Source organism: Catenulispora subtropica, assembly GCF_039531675.1.
GTDB classification, from domain to species: domain Bacteria; phylum Actinomycetota; class Actinomycetes; order Streptomycetales; family Catenulisporaceae; genus Catenulispora; species Catenulispora subtropica.
This window is the reverse complement of the sequence record NZ_BAAAQM010000036.1, coordinates 25920-43211: the sequence shown is the minus strand read 5'-3', so window position 1 is coordinate 43211 and position 17292 is coordinate 25920. Positions and strand designations below refer to the sequence as shown.

At 71.4% G+C, this 17292-nt stretch carries 10 protein-coding genes; 4 read left to right on the top strand and 6 right to left on the bottom strand.

Going from position 1 to position 17292, the window contains the following annotated elements:
- The first annotated feature begins 83 nt into the window (after nt 1-83).
- On the top strand, nt 84-5057 hold the full coding sequence (locus ABD466_RS27245; RefSeq protein ID WP_344660034.1) for an NAD-glutamate dehydrogenase: 4974 nt from the start codon (nt 84-86) through the stop codon (nt 5055-5057).
- A 66-nt stretch (nt 5058-5123) separates the two neighbouring features.
- Here the strand turns inward: ABD466_RS27245 and ABD466_RS27240 are convergent, their stop codons facing one another.
- The 4 genes from ABD466_RS27240 to aroA form a co-directional block, all read right to left on the bottom strand.
- A complete protein-coding gene (locus ABD466_RS27240) occupies nt 5124-6242 on the bottom strand; it encodes an ARPP-2 domain-containing protein (protein ID WP_344660033.1) in 1119 nt (372 codons plus the stop codon).
- Nucleotides 6232-7662 carry a hypothetical protein gene (locus ABD466_RS27235; protein ID WP_425558752.1) on the bottom strand — a complete coding sequence of 477 codons (1431 nt, stop codon included), beginning with the start codon at nt 7660-7662 and terminating at the stop codon, nt 6232-6234. Before ABD466_RS27235 ends, ABD466_RS27240 begins: the two co-directional genes overlap by 11 nt.
- Nucleotides 7663-7927: 265 nt before the next feature.
- Nucleotides 7928-8977, bottom strand: a complete 1050-nt coding sequence (gene rsgA / locus ABD466_RS27230) for a ribosome small subunit-dependent GTPase A (RefSeq protein ID WP_344660032.1) — start codon at nt 8975-8977, stop codon at nt 7928-7930.
- Complete coding sequence (aroA, locus tag ABD466_RS27225) at nt 8977-10329, bottom strand: 3-phosphoshikimate 1-carboxyvinyltransferase (RefSeq protein WP_344660031.1); 1353 nt, start codon at nt 10327-10329, stop codon at nt 8977-8979. Before aroA ends, rsgA begins: the two co-directional genes overlap by 1 nt.
- Nucleotides 10330-10455: 126 nt before the next feature.
- On the opposite strand from aroA, the gene ABD466_RS27220 reads away from it, so the two are divergent.
- Both ABD466_RS27220 and ABD466_RS27215 read left to right on the top strand, forming a co-directional pair.
- Nucleotides 10456-11217, top strand: coding sequence for an SOS response-associated peptidase (locus ABD466_RS27220; RefSeq protein WP_344660030.1), 762 nt, complete (start codon nt 10456-10458; stop codon nt 11215-11217).
- A gap of 104 nt (nt 11218-11321) precedes the next feature.
- Nucleotides 11322-12947: a hypothetical protein gene (locus ABD466_RS27215; protein ID WP_344660029.1), complete on the top strand. Its 1626-nt coding sequence runs from the start codon at nt 11322-11324 to the stop codon at nt 12945-12947.
- 76 nt (nt 12948-13023) lie between these two features.
- Here the strand turns inward: ABD466_RS27215 and ABD466_RS27210 are convergent, their stop codons facing one another.
- The gene (locus ABD466_RS27210; RefSeq protein WP_344660028.1) at nt 13024-14358 is read right to left on the bottom strand and encodes a M20/M25/M40 family metallo-hydrolase; all 1335 of its coding nucleotides are present in this window, start codon (nt 14356-14358) and stop codon (nt 13024-13026) included.
- Between the two features lie 113 nt (nt 14359-14471).
- Nucleotides 14472-15779, bottom strand: coding sequence for a hypothetical protein (locus tag ABD466_RS27205; RefSeq protein ID WP_344660027.1), 1308 nt, complete (start codon nt 15777-15779; stop codon nt 14472-14474).
- Between the two features lie 20 nt (nt 15780-15799).
- On the opposite strand from ABD466_RS27205, the gene eccB reads away from it, so the two are divergent.
- Nucleotides 15800-17242: a type VII secretion protein EccB gene (gene eccB, locus ABD466_RS27200; protein WP_344660026.1), complete on the top strand. Its 1443-nt coding sequence runs from the start codon at nt 15800-15802 to the stop codon at nt 17240-17242.
- The last annotated feature ends 50 nt before the right edge of the window (nt 17243-17292 follow it).

Sequence of the window (17292 nt, the reverse complement as noted above, 5' to 3'; positions counted from 1 at the left end):
CAACTCCACAGGTATCACTGCGAGTCCCACCGCAAACCACTCAGTCACGCAACGGCGCGCGACAGAATAGAGTTCACACGGCCATGCAGAGCACGTATATGGGTGCGACACTGGGCAAGCTCGACCAGGCCAAGGCCGACCTCCTGGGCCAGGCCGCCAAGTCCGGCGCCGACGGCGGCGCGGGTGGCGCCTCGTCCGGGGTGTTGATGCCGGCCCGCGGGGACGGCGCCATGGAGGCGTTCCTCGACGAGTACTACCGCCACGCGGCCCCCGAGGACCTGATCGGCACCTCGCCGAAGGACATCCGCTCCGCCGCCCTGTCCCACGCCGCGCTGGCCGCGTCCCGGCCGCAGGGCACGGCGAAGGTGCGGGTGCACACCCCGAGTGTGGAGACCACCGGCTGGTCCAGCGGGCACACGGTGGTGGAGATCGTCACCGACGACATGCCGTTCCTGGTCGACTCGGTCACCTCCGAGCTGTCCCGCCAGGACCGCGGCATCCACGTGATCATCCACCCGGTGCTGTACGTGCGCCGCGACCTGACCGGGACGCTGCTGGAGATCCTGGCCCCGGACCAGGACCGGTCCGGTCCGGACGTGCAGGTCGAGTCCTGGATCCACATCGAGATCGACAAGCTGTCCCCGCGCGAGGACGCCGACGGCCGGCGTTACGCCGAGATCGAGGGCGACCTGCAGAAGGTGCTGCGGGACGTGCGCGAGGCGGTCGAGGACTGGCCGAAGATGCGGGCCACCGCGCTGTCGCTGGCCGAGGACCTGCACCCGGCCGCCGAGGCGCCCAAGCCGCCGGTGCCGCCGGAGGAGCTGTCCGACGCCTCGGACCTGATGCGCTGGCTGGCCGACGACCACTTCGCGTTCCTCGGCTACCGCGAGTACGACCTGGTCACCGACGACGACGGCGAGGAGAGCCTGCGCGCCGTGCCCGGCACCGGCCTGGGTATCCTGCGCGGCGACCAGCCGATGTCGCAGAGCTTCTCCAAGCTCGGCCCGGACGCCCGGGCCAAGGCCCGCGAGCCGCGGCTGCTGGTGCTGACCAAGGCCAACACCCGCTCCACCGTGCACCGCCCGGCCTATCTGGACTACGTCGGCGTGAAGAAGTTCGACGCCGACGGCACCGTGATCGGCGAGCGCCGCTTCCTGGGCCTGTTCGCGGCGCCCGCCTACACCGAGTCGGTGCTGCGGATCCCGGTCGTGCAGCGCAAGGTCCGCGCGGTGGTGGCCGAGTCCGGCTACGACCAGAACTCGTTCTCCGGCAAGGAACTGCTGCAGATCCTGGAGACCTACCCGCGCGACGAGCTGTTCCAGATCACGGAGCGTGAACTGGGCGAGATCGCGATCGCGGTCTCGCAGCTGCAGGAGCGGCGCCGGCTGCGGATGTTCCTGCGCAAGGAGGCCTACGGCCGCTACTACTCGGCGCTGGTGTACCTGCCGCGCGACCGCTACGACACCTCCACGCGGCTGGAGATGCAGAACATCCTGATGCGGGAGCTGCACGGCGCGGTCATCGACTACACGGTGCGCAACACCGAGTCGGTGCTGACCCGGCTGCACTTCGTGGTCCGGGTCGCGCCCGGCGCCACACTGGTCGACCCGGACTCCGACGCCATCGAGGCCAAGCTGGCCGCGGCCACCCGCACCTGGGACGACGACTTCGCCGACGCCCTGCTCGGCGACTTCGGCGAGGCCCAGGCCCGGGAGCTGCGCGACGCGTACGGCGCCGCGCTGCCGGAGTCGTACAAGGCCGAGGAGCGGCCGGAGATGGCGGTGGCCGACGTCAAGGTCCTGGAGGGCCTGAAGGCCGCCGGCGAGGGCAGCGCGGTGCGGCTGTACGAGGAGGTGGACGCCGCCCCCGGTGAGCGCCGGTTCCGCATCTACCGGGTCGGGGCCTCGGTGTCGCTGGCCGAGGTGCTGCCGGTCTTCCAGAAGATGGGCGTCGAGGTCGTCGACGAGTTCCCCTACGACCTGGAGACCGAGTCGCCGGACGAGCCGGACTCCCGGATCTACGACTTCGGCCTGCTCTGCGACCCGTCCTCGGTCACGGACACCGCGATGGACGAGACGGCGCGGCAACGCTTCCAGGACGCGTTCACCGCGATCTGGACCGGCCGGGCCGAGAACGACGGCTTCAACGCGCTGGTCCCGATGGCCGCGCTGACCTGGCGGCAGGTCGTGATCCTGCGCGCGTACGTGAAGTACCTGCGGCAGGGCGGCATGACCTTCAGCCAGGACCTGGTGGAGTCGGTGGTGGCCGGCAACCGCCGGATCGCGCGCCTGCTGGTGAAGCTGTTCGAAGCGAAGTTCTCCCCGGCGTACTCGCACGAGACGCCGGAGCTGTGGGAGAGCATCGTCGAGGAGATCGAGGCCGCGCTGGACGGCGTGCAGTCGCTGGACGACGACCGGATCCTGCGCTCGCTGCTGAAGGTCATCCAGGCCACGCTGCGCACCAACTACTTCCAGACCGACGACGCCGGCGAGCCCAAGCCGTACGTGTCGTTCAAGCTGGACCCGTACGCGGTCCCGGACCTGCCGGCGCCGCTGCCGAAGTTCGAGATCTGGGTGTACTCGCCGCAGGTCGAGGGCGTGCACCTGCGCTTCGGCAAGGTGGCGCGCGGCGGGCTGCGCTGGTCGGACCGCCGCGAGGACTTCCGCACCGAGATCCTGGGCCTGGTCAAGGCGCAGATGGTGAAGAACTCGGTGATCGTGCCGGTCGGCTCCAAGGGCGGGTTCTACGCCAAGAACCTGCCGGACCCGTCGGTGGACCGGGACGCCTGGCTGGCCGAGGGCATCAGCAGCTACAAGACCTTCATCTCCGGCCTGCTGGACATCACCGACAACCTGGTGGCCGGCGAGGTGGTGCCGCCGCGCAACGTGGTGCGGCACGACCCGGACGACACCTACCTGGTGGTGGCGGCGGACAAGGGCACGGCGACGTTCTCCGACATCGCCAACGGCCTGGCGCTGGACTACGGGTTCTGGCTCGGCGACGCCTTCGCCTCCGGCGGCTCGGTCGGCTACGACCACAAGGGCATGGGCATCACCGCGCGCGGCGCGTGGGAGTCGGTCAAGCGCCACTTCCGCGAGCTGGGCGTGGACAGCCAGAGCGAGGACTTCACCGCGATCGGCGTCGGCGACATGTCCGGGGACGTGTTCGGCAACGGCATGCTGCTGTCCGAGCACATCCGCCTGGTCGCCGCCTTCGACCACCGGCACATCTTCCTGGACCCGGACCCGGACGCGGCGACGTCGTTCGCCGAGCGGCGGCGCATGTTCCACCTGCCGCGCTCGTCCTGGGCCGACTACGACGCCTCGCTGATCAGCACCGGCGGCGGGGTGTACCCGCGCAGCGCCAAGTCGATCCCGATCACCCCGCAGGTGCGGCAGGCGCTGGGCCTGGAGCCCTCGGTGCTGCGGATGGCGCCGAACGACCTGCTGAACGCGATCCTGAAGGCGCCGGTCGACCTGTTCTGGAACGGCGGCATCGGCACCTACGTGAAGGCGTCCTCGCAGAGCCACGCCGACGTCGGCGACAAGGCCAACGACGCGTTCCGGATCAACGGCGCGGAGCTGCGGGCACGGGTCGTGGGTGAGGGCGGCAACCTGGGCTTCACCCAGCTGGGCCGGATCGAGTACGCGATGCACGGCGGCCCGGCCGGGGCCGGCGGCCGGATCAACACCGACGCCATCGACAACTCGGCCGGCGTCGACACCTCCGACCACGAGGTGAACATCAAGATCCTGCTGGACCAGGCGGTGCACGCCGGCGACCTGACGGTCAAACAGCGCAACAAGGCGCTGGCCGAGCAGACCGACGAGGTGGCGCGCCTGGTGCTGCGCGACAACATCGACCAGAACATCGCGCTGGCCAACGCGCAGTGGCAGGCCCCGGAGCTGATCGACGCGCACGGCCGGCTGATGCGCAAACTGGTCAAGGACGGCCTGCTGAACCGGGAGCTGGAGTTCCTGCCGAACGACAAGCAGCTGGCCGAGCGGCGCGCGGCGAACGCCGGGCTGACCCAGCCGGAGCTGTCGGTGCTGCTGGCGTACGTGAAGATCGTGCTGTCCGACGAGGTGTTCTTCTCCTCGCTGCCGGACGACCCGTACTTCGTCGAGCGTCTGGAGGACTACTTCCCGGCACCGCTGCGCAGGCCGTACCGGGCGCTGATGGACCAGCACCCGCTGCGCCGCGAGATCATCACCACCCAGGTGGTGAACAACCTGGTGAACAACGCCGGCATCACCTTCGCCTTCCGGATGCGGGAGGAGTCGGGGGCCTCGGCGGACCAGATCGCCCGCTCGCACAGCGCCGCCCGCGAGGTCTACGAAATGGGCGGGCACCTGGAAGCGATCGAGGCCCTGGACAACCAGGTCCCGGCCGCGGTCCAGACCGCGATGCGGATGGAGGTGCGCCGCCTCACCCAGCGCGCCGCCCGCTGGTTCCTGCAGAACCGCCGCCACCCGCTGGACATCACCGCGCAGATCGAGCACTTCCGCGAGGGCGTCCGCGACATCTCGGCGCACCTGCCCAAGCTCCTCCGCGGCCCGCACCTGACCCGCTACCAGGAGCAGCGCGAGGACCTGATCATCGCCGGCGTCCCGGGCGAACTGGCCTCCGCGATCGCCGGCATGCCCTCCATCTTCGGCGCCCTGGACATCGTCGAGACCGCCGCGGCGGCGGGCAAGCCGGTGCTGGACGTCGCCGAGGTCTACTTCGACCTCGCCGACCGCATGGAGATCGCCGCCATCCAGCAGAAGATCGTCGAACTCCCCCGCGCCGACCGCTGGCAGACCATGGCCCGCGGTGCTCTGCGCGACGAGCTCTACGCCTCCCACGCCGGCCTGACGGCGGCCCTGCTCGCCTCCGGCGACGAGACCGCCACCCCGGAACAGCGCTACGAGGCCTGGATCGACAAGGACCGCGCCGCGGTGGAACGCTCGCGGACGGTCCTGGACGAGATCATGGCGTCCGACACCTTCGACCTGGCGACCCTGTCGGTCGCGATGCGGACGATCAGCGCGATACTGCGGGCGACGTCGATGTAGCGGCGTTCGCGGTGACGGGACGGCCGGGGTGCGCGACGCGTGCCCCGGCCGTCGCGCTGTGGGGGGCTACTTCGCCTTCTCCCGCAGCATCATCTCGAACCCGGCGGCCCGGATCCGCCCCCGCAGATCCTCCGCCGTCGTCCCGATCGACGCCGCGGCGGCGCTCAGCCGCCAGCCGTTCGAGGCGAGCAGCTCCAACAGGTAGCCGCGCCGGATCTGGGCCTCGGACAGACGGAAGGTCTTCAGATACGCGATCCGGCCCGCGCCGTCGGTGATGGCCTCGCCGATGTGGTTCTCGTCGCCGGGCTTGAAGGCCGGGCGGAAGCGCACGAGGTCGAAGTCGCCCATCTGGTACGCGCGCTCGGCGGTGTAGTCGTGGCTCAGGAGCGCGTTCGCCATCACCGTGTCGTGGAACTCGGCCCAGCTCCGGGACTGCGCGCGAGCGGCCGCACGCAGGTCGGCGAGGCTGATGATGGTGTCGTCCTCGAGCCGCGTATGGAAATCCCGCACCGCCGGCATCATCAGCGCGTACTGATAGACGAGCTCGCCGTACATGTCGAGCACCAGCGTCGGGTGCAGTTCGCGGTAGTCGTCCGGGTGCGGGACGACGAACGCCGCCGCCAGCGCGTCGGCCGCGTAGACCAGCACGCCGCTCTGGCCCTCGTGGATCTCGAACACCCGCAGCGCGTCGCGCAGGCCGGGGACCGCGGCGCCGTTGTACGACGCCTCGGAGCGCGGCGACAGGCCGTGCTGGACGAAGCGGTCCGACCACTCGCGCCAGGCTACCGGCGGTCCGTCGAAGTGCAGCGCGAGGTAGCCCTCCATGGCCAGGTGCAGCGGCAGGAAGCGGACGCGGCGCTTGCCCAGCTTCTGGGCCATCCGCCGGTGGACGGGCATCGGCATGCCCCGCACCGTCGTGCTCTTGTCGACGATCTGCGTCCCGTACGCCGCGGACTGCGCGCCGTCGCCGGACTCCGGGTTCCAGTCCGCGACGAACCCGTGCGGGACGTACGAGTAATACGAGGTCGTGTTGGTCAGCTTCACCTGGCTGCGCCAGGCGCCCTCGTAGGCGACCCCGTGCAGCCGCAGGCTCTCCACCGGCTCGTCGCGCAGCAACGGCACGAGCCGCAGCGCGCCCCACACCTGCGCCGGCCCGGTCCGCAGGCCGCTGAGATCAATCCGCACCGAGGAACCTCCGCACCCGGCCGTCGAGGTACGCCAGCAGCTCCGGCAGCCCGAGCCGGCCCTGCGCGAACTGCGCCAGCTCGACCAGCGGCACCAGGTCCTCCGCGTCCCGGATGCCGACCGACGGCACGCTCGGGCTCAGCGCCCGCACGTCCAGCGCCTCGGCGTCGAACACCGGGTTGACGTGCACGATGTCCACCCGCTGCTGGGGATCCAGCCGCGTCCGCCACACGCGCAGCACCTCGCCGGCCAGCCCCGGCGGGCTGTTGTCCCAGCCGTCGGAGACCACGACGATCCGCTCCGGCGCCGTCTCCAGCGCGTCGATGAGTCGCAGGCCCAGCGGTGTGGCGCCGCTCGGGTACGCCAGCAGCGGATCATCGCGCCCGGACATCCACAACGGGGTGTACTGCCCCTGCGCGGCCAGCGCCTCCAGCAGGAAGTGGCACGCCAGCGCCACCGCCAGCGGCCGCCGTCGCTTCACCGGCGACCCGAACGACGAGAAGCTGTCGTCCAGCACCGCGGTCACGCGTCCCCACGTCCCGGCCAGCTTCCCAGCCTCGGCCGCGGCGAAGGCCCGCAGGGCGTCGGTGAACTCAGCACGGCGCGCGGCCCGCTCGTCCAGCGGCAGTGCCAGCACGCGGACCGCGAGCCGGGTCAGCCATGGCACCGGCGGCCCGCCGTACTTGGCGCCGCCGTCGATCAGCGCGAGCGGATCGAGCGCGTCCTCGCCGGTCCGCAGCCTTTCCAAGGGCGTCATGCGGTCGCCGATGCGCTCCAGGAAGATCTCACGCTTGATGCCGTGCTTGGCGGCGAAGCCCTCGGCGACCGTGTAAGGGAGCTTGTAGAGCGCGCCGCTGTTGTAGTGAGCCTGGCGCCACGTCTCCAAGATCGGCGTGGTGTACGGCTTGCGTTCGAGCGGCCCGAACAGGAAGTCCCGCAACTCGCCGTCGCCGACGTCGATGTGCGCGTGCTTCAGCCCGGCCTTGAACCCGGTCCGGTACTTGACCGCGTGGTACGCGGGGCTGTCCAGTGAAGCCATCCAGTCGCGGATGACGGCCCGAGTGCGCCGGTTGTTGACTCCGTCGCGTCGCAGCGCTGTGAACAGCCGGAACACCCGCGGCGGCGGCAGTTCACGCAGCCGCCGGGCTATCAGGGCGCCCTCGGCAGCCTTCTGCTCGGCCGTCGCGTCCCGTCCGGTGGCCAGCAGCCGCCGGATCGCCAGCACCGCGTTGTGGTCGTTGATGCCGAGCGCCAGGGTCGTGGCGTAGAGGTCCCGATAGTTGACGAGCATGTACTCGTGCAGGAAGTCCAGCGACATCTCCTGCCCGAGCGCGTCGCCGTGGAACTCACGCTGCCCGGTCGAGGCCGTCGCGGCGTTGACGAAGAGCAGCACGTCCTCCGCCGCCACCACGTCTGCCACCACGTCGCGCCCGAGGGCGCCGGTGCCGGTCGGGGAAGGAGGGCGCGAGCTGCGAATCGTTGCTCCAAAGGCAGGTTCCGGAAGTCGCGCTGGAAGTCCCGCGACCGGCGTCCATCACCATACGCGAACGACAGTGCGGAACGCCTGGGGGTTTCGACGCTGGCAACGCGCCCGGTGCGCCTGCCCTCAGCCCTCGATCACAGCCGTCCGCCTCAGCCCTCGATCACAGCCGTCCGCCTCAGCCCCCCGAGCGCAGCCGTCGGCGTCAGCCCTCGACGACCACCGCTGCGGGCTCGCCTCCGAGGCGCGCGTCCAGCAGCCGCCGCAGCGAGTTCAGCCGCGCCGGGTCCGCGTGCCCGTCAGCCACCCACTGGTCCAGCGCGCACTCCGGCGCCTGCGAGTCGTGCTGGCACCCGCGCGGGCAGTTCTCCGTGCCCTCGGCCAGGTCCGGGAAGTGGTCGATGAGGCGGTTCACGTCCACGTGCGCCAGGCCGAAGGACCGCACGCCGGGCGTGTCGATCACCCAGCCGCCCTCCTTGCCGGGCAGCTCCAGCGCCAGCGCCGACGACGACGTGTGCCGCCCGCGCCCGGTCACCGCGTTCACCCGGCCCGTCGCCCGGCCCGCGGTCGGCACCAGCTTGTTCACCATCGTCGACTTGCCGACACCGGAGGAGCCGACCAGCACCGAGGTGCGGCCGGCCATGCGCGCGGCCAGGTCCTTGGACCCGTTGGCGTTCGCCGAGACCACGATCGGGATGTCCAGCGGCCGGTACATCTCCAGGATCGCGTCCTCCTCCCACGCTATGACCAGGTCGGCCTTGGTCAGGCACAGGAGCGGGTCCATGCCCGCGTCGTAGGCGGCCACCAGGCAGCGGTCGATCATCCGGGGCTGCGGCTCCGGGTCGGTGAAGGAGGCCACGATCACCAGCTGGTCGGCGTTGGCCACCAGCACGCGCTCCACCGGGTCGGTGTCGTCGGCGGTGCGGCGCAGCAGCGTGCGCCGGTCCTCGACCCGCACGATCCGGGCCAGCGCGTCCGGCGAGCCGGACAGGTCCCCGACCAGGCCCACCCGGTCCCCGACCACTATCCGCTGCCGTCCCAGCTCGCGCGCCGTCATGGCGATGACGGTGCGCGACTTCTTCTTCTCCTCGATCAGACAGGTGTAGCGGCCGCGGTCGACCGTGATCACCATGCCGGTGGCCGCGTCCTCGTGCGCCGGCCGGCTCTTGGTCCGCGGCCGGGACCCGCGCGGGTTCGCCCGGACCCGCACATCGGTCTCGTCGTAGCTGTCGAGCTTCCGGCCGGCGCGCGCCATCAGCCGGCGACCCTCGCCGAGGCGGCCGACGGGTCGTGGTCGTCGGCGGCCAGCATGGCGGCCCACATCGCCGGGAAGTCCGGCAGCGTCTTGCCGGTGGTGGCGATGTCCTCGACCCGCACCCCGGGCACCACCAGGCCCAGGATCGCGCCGGCCGTGGCCATCCGGTGGTCGGCGTAGGTGGCGAAGACGCCGCCGTGCAGGGCCTGCGGCCGGATCAGCAGGCCGTCCGGCTCCTCGGTGACGTCGCCGCCGAGCGCGTTGATCTCCCGGGCCAGCGCGGCCAGCCGGTCGGTCTCGTGCCCGCGCAGGTGGCCGATGCCGGTGAACCGGGACGGGGCGTCGGCCAGGGCGGCGATCGCGGTGAGGGCCGGCGTGAGCTCGCCGACGTCGCGCAGGTCGGCCTCCAGGCCGTGCACGCCGGCGCCGCCGGAGACGGTCAGGCCGGCCGGCGTGAGTTCCACCCGGGCCCCCATCTCCCGCAGCAGGTGGCGCAGGGCGTCGCCAGCCTGGGTGGTGGCGGCCGGCCAGTCGGCCACGGTCACCGTGCCGCCGGTCACCAGGGCCGCGGCCAGGAACGGGGCGGCGTTGGACAGGTCCGGCTCGATCGCCCAGGTCCGGCCGTTCAGGACCGAGGGGGCCACGACCCAGCGGCCCGGCTCGGAGTCGTCGACGGTCCCGCCGGCGGCCCGGACGAACTCCACGGTCATGGCGATGTGCGGCTGGGACGGGATCGGGCCGCCGACGTGGCGCACCTCCACCCCGCGCTCGTAGCGCGAGCCGGCCAGCAGCAGCGCCGAGATGAACTGCGACGAGGCGGTGGCGTCCAGCTCCACCAGGCCGCCCGGGACGGTGCCGGTGCCCTCGACCAGGAACGGGAAGGTGGCGCGGTCGCCGTCGTCGATGCGCACGCCGAGGTCGCGCAGCGCCTGGATCAGCGTCCCCATCGGGCGCGAGCGCGCGTACGGGTCGCCGTCGAAGTACACCGGCCCGTCGGCCAGCGCCGCGACCGGGGGCAGGAAGCGCATGACCGTGCCGGCCAGGCCGACGTCGACCCGGGCGACGCCCCCGGTGTCCCCGCCCCGCAACTGCTCCGGAGGGGTGACGGTCCACTCCGGGGCGTCGTGGCCGGCACCGGCCTGGATGTCCACGCCGAGCTCGCGCAGGCCGTCGATCATGAGGACGGAATCCCGGGCCCGGAGCCCGCCGGTGATGGTCGAGGGACCGTCGGCCAGCGCCGCGAGCAGCAGCGCGCGGTTGGTCGCCGACTTCGACCCGGGGACGCGGACGTCCGCCGTGACCGGACGGCTGGCGGACGGCGCGGACCAGAGGATCTTCTCGGCGGAGGTCATGGGGACAAGGCTAGTCGCTGCGCCCGATCACCGCTGGCGGTGCCGGATGCCGGTATACGGGTCGGACGCGGGCGTTTCCCCTCGATCGGGGAGCTCGTTGTCGGTGTTCCGTGATTAGCTCGGGACATGTGTGGACGCTACGTGCTGCGGACCGACCCCTCGCAGCTGGCCGGCCAGCTCGGCATCACGCAGCCGGAGATGTTCGAGCAGGTCGCCGAGAACTTCGAGCCGAACTACAACGTCGCCCCGACCGATCAGGTGGTCGCCGCGATCGAGCGGCACCCGCGCGACGCCGAACCCGGCTCCGAAGCGGTGCGCAAGCTGCGGGAGGTCCGCTGGGGCCTGGTCCCGTCCTGGGCCAAGGACCGCAAGATCGGCCAGAAGATGTTCAACGCGCGCATCGAGTCGGTCACCGAGAAGGCGTCCTTCAAACGCGCGTTCATGAAGCGCCGCTGCATCATCCCGGCCGACGGGTATTACGAGTGGTACAAGCCGGCCGGCCCCAAGCCGGTGAAGCAGCCCTTCTTCATCCACGACGGCTCCGGGGACGCGCTGGCGTTGGCCGGTCTCTACGAGCTGTGGCGCGATCCGGAGGTGGAGGACAAGGAGGACCCGGCGGCGTGGCTGTGGTCGGCGACCATCCTGACCACCACGTCCGTCGGCGGCCTGTACCGCATCCACGACCGGATGCCGGTGATCGTCCCGCGGGCGCACTATGACGCGTGGCTGGATCCGGACTACGGGTCCGGTGAGGGCGAAGCCGAGGCTTTGCTCAATCTTTTGGATGCGGGTCGGGACCCGGGTTTGGAGACGTACGCGGTCTCCACCGCTGTGAACTCGGTGAAGAACAACGGACCGGAGCTCGTGGTGCCGGTCGAGGCCGAGTAGCGAGGGGCGATTGAGGGGGTTGGCATGCTCTAGGATCAGCGCGTCTGCATCCAGCTATTGCCTCAATAGGCTCACTCTCCGGGGGGACCGTGAGTACGCCCACCATGTCTCGCGGCGCGCGCAACGCTGCTTCCAAGCGCTCTGAGCGCCGCGCCCTGGCGGACGCGCACCGGCATCTCGACGATGTCGAGAAGTGGTTCGTCAAGCGTGGACTGCCGCACTTCATCGAGAACTACAAAGCGACCGAGGACGTCTTCAAACGGGCGCTCCCGGTGTTCGTCGTCCTCGTGCTGTTCCAGATGGGTCTGGAACTCACCAGCACCTCCGTGACCTGGGCCGACCGGGCAGTCGGCGCCGGGATCGGACTCGGAGCGGTGCTCGTCATCTTCCTGGTCGCGAACCTGATCCGGCAGCCGTACGCGTGGTACCGGCTGCCGCAGGTGATCGGCATCCCGGAGATCGCCCTGCTGGTGGTCCTGGGCCCGACCGTCGGCAAGCTCTCGCACGCCTCGTGGAAGGCGGTGATGGCGGACGGCATCGCCAACGTCCTGGTGCTGGGCCTGGCCTACGCGCTGGTGTCCTACGCGATGCTGCCGGTGGTGCTGTGGGCGCTGCGGCACTCGGTGCGCGAGCTCGGCAACCTGGTCAACCTGGCGAGCAAGGCGCTGCCGATGCTCGCTCTGTTCGGCACCTTCCTGTTCCTGAACGTCGACATGTGGCACATCGCCTCGTCGTTCGAGAAGCGCAGCCAGCTGTGGTGGACCACGCTGTTCTTCGGCCTGATCATCTTCGGCTTCCTGATGGTGCGGCTGCCCAGCGAGGTCAAGATGCTGTCCGGCGAGTACACCCGGGAGGCGGTGATGGCCGCGGCGAGCGACACGCCGCTGGCCCGGCACCTCGACGAGCTCGACGAGGAACTGCCGCAGCTGATGACCAACCGGCGGCAGCGGATCAACATGCTGTTCGTGCTGGCCTTCACGCAGATCATCCAGATCCTGCTGCTGGCCGTGGTGGTCTTCCTGTACTTCGTGACGTTGGGCAAGCTGGCGGTGAACAACGGTCAGGTCGCGGACTGGCTGCGGACGCCGGAGTGCAAGGCCGAGTTGGCCGACCACCACAAGGAGACGGTGATGGCCGCGTGCCACTTCACCGACGAACAGGCGGAGTCCTGGCTGAAGATCATCGAGCCCGGCAAGCTGTTCGGCTTCCCGGCCCGGATCCCGCTCGGCGGCGAACACGAGCTGATCTTCTCCGAACCGCTGCTGCGCACCGCGATCCTGCTGACCACGTTCTCGGCGTTCTTCTTCGCCGTCTCCGCGGTCACCGACGAGGCCTACCGCAAGGACTTCTTCGAGTCCATCACCGGCAAGCTCACCAAGTGCCTCACCATCCGCTGCGGGTACGTGCACCTCTACGAGAAGGCCACGAGCCAGGCGCTGGCCGATCACGGCTTCGCCGGCGACCCGCGCGCGGTGTATGAGGACCATCGCCGCACGGTGCAGGTCCCGGTGCTGGTCATCGAGACCGAGACCACGACGGAGCCGTTGAACGTGTTCACTCCGGCCGGCAGTGTTCCGGCCCAACCGGTGCCGGTGCCCGCCCTGAACGACCAGGCAGTCCCGGCGCAGCCGTCGGGGAAGGACGCGCTGCCGCCGATGCCCGCGCCGCCCGGCCTCCACGACCCCACGACGGACGATCCGTTCAAGCGGTGGCCGCAGCAGAGCAGCTGAACCGCCAGTGCGAAGGCCCGCCCTCCCGTTTCCGGGAGGCGGGCCTTCGTCGTGGTCGGATCGGTCGGACCGGGTGTCAGGCCGCCATGAGGAAGCGGTCCAGCACCTTGCAGCCGAACTCGAGCGCGTCCAGCGGCACGCGCTCGTCGACGCCGTGGAACATGGCTGCGAAATCCAGGCCCGGGTCCAGCTTCAGCGGCACGAAACCGTAGCCGCGGATCAGGCCGCGGCCCATGTCCATCATCCCGAACGTCTTGTTGTCGGTGCCGGCCGACAGGCAGTAGGGGACGATCCGCGCGGCCGGGTCCTCGGCCTGCAGCGACACCATCATCTTCTCCACCAGCGGCACCTCGAAAGGCGCCTCCAGCGCGATGTCGTAGTGCGTGAACTCGCGGGTCACGTCCGGACCGAGCAGCTTGTCGATCTCAGCGAAGTACTCGTCCTCCAGTCCCGGCAGGAAGCGGCCGTCGATCTCGGCGGAGGCCCGCTCCGGGATCACGTTCACCTTGTATCCGGCGTCGAGCTTGGTCGGGTTCGCGGTGTGCTGCAGGGTGGCGCCGATGAACCGGGCCAGCGGGCCGATCTTGGCCACCGCGGCGCGCGCCGAGTCCGGGTCCTTCGGGTCGAACTCGACGCCGAGTGCCTCGGTGACCTCGGCCAGGAAGGTGGTGACGGTCGGGGTCAGGGTCACGGGCCAGTCGTGACGGCCGATGCGCGCCACCGCCTCGGCGACCGCGGTGACCGCGTTGTCCTCGTTGATCATCGAGCCGTGTCCGGCCTGGCCGCGGGCGTGCAGGCGCATCCACGCCAGGCCCTTCTGCGCGGTCTCGATGAGGTAGAAGCGCAGGTCCGGCGACACCTCGTAGGAATAGCCGCCGACCTCGCTGACCGCCTCGGAGACGCCGTCGAACAGGTCGGGGTGGCGGTCCGCGAGGAACTTGGCACCGTAGGTGCCGCCGGCCTCCTCGTCGGCCAGGAACGCCAGCACGATGTCCCGGCGCGGCTTGCGGCCCTCGCGGAGCATGCGGCGCGTGACGGCCAGCATCATCGCGTCCATGTCCTTCATGTCGACGGCGCCACGGCCCCAGACCAGGCCGTCGCGGACCTCGGCGGCGAACGGGTCGAAGGTCCAGTCCGCGGGGTCGGCCGGCACCACGTCGAGGTGGCCGTGCAGCAGCAGGGCGTCGGCGCCCGGGTCCGCGCCCTCGATCCGGGCGACCACGCTGGCCCGGCCCGGCTCGGACTCGAAGACCTGCGGCTCCAGACCGGCCTCGGCGAGCTTCTCGGCCACGTACTCGGCCGCGGGCCGCTCCGGCTTCGTCGGGTTCGAGGTGTCGATGCGGATGAGGTCGCGCAGGAAGCCCACGACCTCGCCGTACGGGACTTCTTCGGGGTCGGGGGTGCTCGTCATGGCCCCAACCCTACGCCGCCGGATCTTTGCGGGGCCCGTCCCCTTTTCGACGCCGAGCCGGTGCGGTTTCTCGGCGCCTCGCCGGTGCGGTCCCCACTTTCGGCGCCCCGATGTCAGCGCACCGGCTCGCCGAGGAGCATCTGCTCCCAGTGGGTCGCGGTCAGCTCGCAGAAGCGGGTCGTCCGGTCTCTGGACCGCCACATCGCCATCGGCGCCGGCAGGTCCGGCAGCGCGGCCGTCTCCTTGTCCGGAAGGCCGAGGATGTGCCGCACCATGGCGGCCTCCTCGCGTGACATCCGCTGCAAGCCGACGAGATCGGCGTCCTTGAGGTAGCCGGCGGAGCGCGGGTCGAGGTAGGGGAGCACGGTGACGACCGCGGTCCAGGCGCCGCGCGGGACGGCGGCGTAGGGCGGGCGGGCACCACAGTCCCTCAGGACGAGCAGGGGCGTGGCGGCGGTGGGTTTGGGCCAGGCGGCGGGGGCGGTGGGCCGGGCGGCGGGCTGCACGACCAGACGAGTGGTGTCCAGGCCGGAGCGCAGCAGCACCGGATCCCATTCGTCCGGGCGCGCGGTCTCCACGATCACCCGCGCGCCGACGGCGGCGCCGCGCAGGGCGAGTATCTCGGCGAGGTACCGGCCGCCGATGATCGCCGCGCTCAGGCCTCTGCGACGGAACAGGCCGAGGGCCACCGGACGGTGGGCGGGGTCGACGCCGACGAGGACGCCGCCGGGCGTCGTGACCAGACCGGCGGGTTCGGTGGCGGCGCGGGAGTCGGCCAGTCCGCAGCGGAAGCCGGGCTGGTAGTCGGCCTCGGTCAGGGTGGTCGTGCGGTAGCCGGCGACGGCGAGCTGCGCGGACGCCTGGCGCGCGGCCTTGTCCAGCGTCCGGCGTGCCCCCTCAAGACCGCCGCCGCGCGCCAGCATCGGGCCGGCGGCGCGGTCGGCCCAGGCGCGGCGCGGGCTGCCGGGCAGCTCCAGCCGCATGGCGAGCCAGGTCAGGCGGGCGGCCGGGACCGGGTCTGCGGCGGCGTGCTGGGCGACGTCGCGGTTGAGGCCCTGGTACGAGGCGCCGGTCTGGGAGCGCTCGGGCAGGCCCGCGCCGGTGGGCTGGAGGTGCTGGACGAGGCGGACGTCGGCGAGGCCGAGCAGCGGGTCGGCCCGCAGCCCGTCGAGGACGTGCGCGGGGATCGGCGGAGCCTGATCGGTCGCGGGCAGGACGGCGTCGGCGGGTTCGAGCTCGAGGACCGCCGTGAGAGCGTCGACGCGGCCGGGGGAGGCGGCCGGTTCGGGCATCGCCGTGGGTGGGGGAGTCAGGCCCCTGTCCCGGCTGTCGAGGCGCCGCAGACGCCACGCGGCGACCATGCCGGCTCCGGCGATGACTTCGGATGCCACCACGAGACCGATCCCTGCGAAGGCCCGCATGACGACGTATCGTACGGGGAATGGCGACGCGGAAGGAGCAGCTGACGGCGACGGAGTTCTCGCGGCGCCGGGTCCTCGGGGCGATGCTGCGGCCGTCCGCGGGCGGGGTCGCGGAGGGCGTGCCGCGGCCGTTCCGGGCCTACTTCGTCGCGGTGGTCGTGGTGGTGATCGCCCTCGGCGTCGCCGCGGTCGTCGGATATCTGAACCCGAAGCCGAAGGACGCGTGGAAGCGCGGACTGATCGCCGACGGCTCGGGAACGCAGTACGTGCTGCTCGGCGGTCGTCTGCACCCCGTGGCGAACACGACGTCAGCCCGGCTGCTGTTCGGGCCGTCCGCGCCGGCGGCCCGCCCCAAGGACTCGGAGCTGGCACCGTACCTGCGCGACCTGGGCCCGGCTGTGGGGCTGGCCAAAGTGCCGGGGGCGCTGCCCGTGGTGCGCAACCTGGATCTGAAGGATTTCTCCGCGTGTGTGACGCCGGACGGGAAGACGGTCGTCGAGGTCGGATTCCCGGCCGCGTCCGGCCCCGGCCTGTTGGCGGGTCCTGACGCGCTGCTGGTGCAGGACGACTCCGGCCAGCAGTGGGTGGTCGAGGACGGGCTGAAGTACCGGGTCGGCGACCGGGCCGCGGTGACGGCGGCGCTGGCGACGGGCGCGGTGCGGCCCCGGCGGGTGCCGGCGGCGTGGCTGAGCGGGCTCTCGGCGGGGGACGTGCTGGGCGTGCCCACGATCGCGGGGCGCTACGGCGGGCCGGACCCGCGGCCCGCGCCGGCCGGTTTCGACCGCATCGGGATGTTCGGCAAGACGCTGGGTGCCGGTGGCGCGGTGTCGAACTACTACCTGGTGACCGGCGACGGGGTGGCGTCGGTGACGCCGACGATGTACGAGCTCTACCAGCGGGATCCGCGGTTGGCGGAGTTCAAGTTCACGGAGACGGTGTTGCCGGCGGGCGAGGTGACCGCCGACATGATGGTGACGACGGCGGCGTCGCAGACGTTGTCGTGGCCCGCCGCTCTCCCGCGGTTCTCGGCCGCGTGGCAGGACGCGGGGACGTCTGGGGCGGCGGTGCTGTGCGCGACGTTCTCGGGCACGTTCGACCAGCAGGGTCGGGCGCATGTGGGGGTGTCGGTGCGGGGCGCGCTGCCTTCGGCGGTCGGGCCGCGTGGTTCGGGGGCCGTCGGGTCGGTCGCGTCGGCCGCGTCGGCCGGATCTGGCTCCGCTGCCGACGTGGCGGTCCTCGCCGGGCACGGTGTGATCGTGCGCGAGTCGGGCAGCGATCCGGCGTCGGCGCCGGAGTATCTGCTCACTGACACCGGCTACCGGTACGAGTTGGTCGGGGCCGCGCCGGTACGGCTCGGCTACGACGGCGTCGCCTCGTGTGAGGTGCCTTCTCCCTGGTTGCGGTTGGTCCCGCTGGGAACCCCGTTGGACCCGAGCAAGGCCGGGCAGCCCGCCGGTACGTAGCTCCACCGGCCCGCTCTGCGTTTCCCGTGAATCAGTTGTCTGACCGTGCC

What these genes read in the sequence shown, in the direction of transcription:
- ABD466_RS27245 (WP_344660034.1), top strand. Translation starts at nt 84, where the DNA reads ATGCAGAGCACGTATATGGGTGCGACACTGGGCAAGCTCGACCAGGCC.
- rsgA (WP_344660032.1), bottom strand. Translation starts at nt 8,977, where the DNA reads ATGGCGCGCGCCGGCCGGAAGCTCGACAGCTACGACGAGACCGATGTG.
- aroA (WP_344660031.1), bottom strand. Translation starts at nt 10,329, where the DNA reads ATGACCTCCGCCGAGAAGATCCTCTGGTCCGCGCCGTCCGCCAGCCGT.
- ABD466_RS27220 (WP_344660030.1), top strand. Translation starts at nt 10,456, where the DNA reads ATGTGTGGACGCTACGTGCTGCGGACCGACCCCTCGCAGCTGGCCGGC.
- ABD466_RS27215 (WP_344660029.1), top strand. Translation starts at nt 11,322, where the DNA reads ATGTCTCGCGGCGCGCGCAACGCTGCTTCCAAGCGCTCTGAGCGCCGC.
- ABD466_RS27210 (WP_344660028.1), bottom strand. Translation starts at nt 14,358, where the DNA reads ATGACGAGCACCCCCGACCCCGAAGAAGTCCCGTACGGCGAGGTCGTG.
- ABD466_RS27205 (WP_344660027.1), bottom strand. Translation starts at nt 15,779, where the DNA reads ATGCGGGCCTTCGCAGGGATCGGTCTCGTGGTGGCATCCGAAGTCATC.
- eccB (WP_344660026.1), top strand. Translation starts at nt 15,800, where the DNA reads ATGGCGACGCGGAAGGAGCAGCTGACGGCGACGGAGTTCTCGCGGCGC.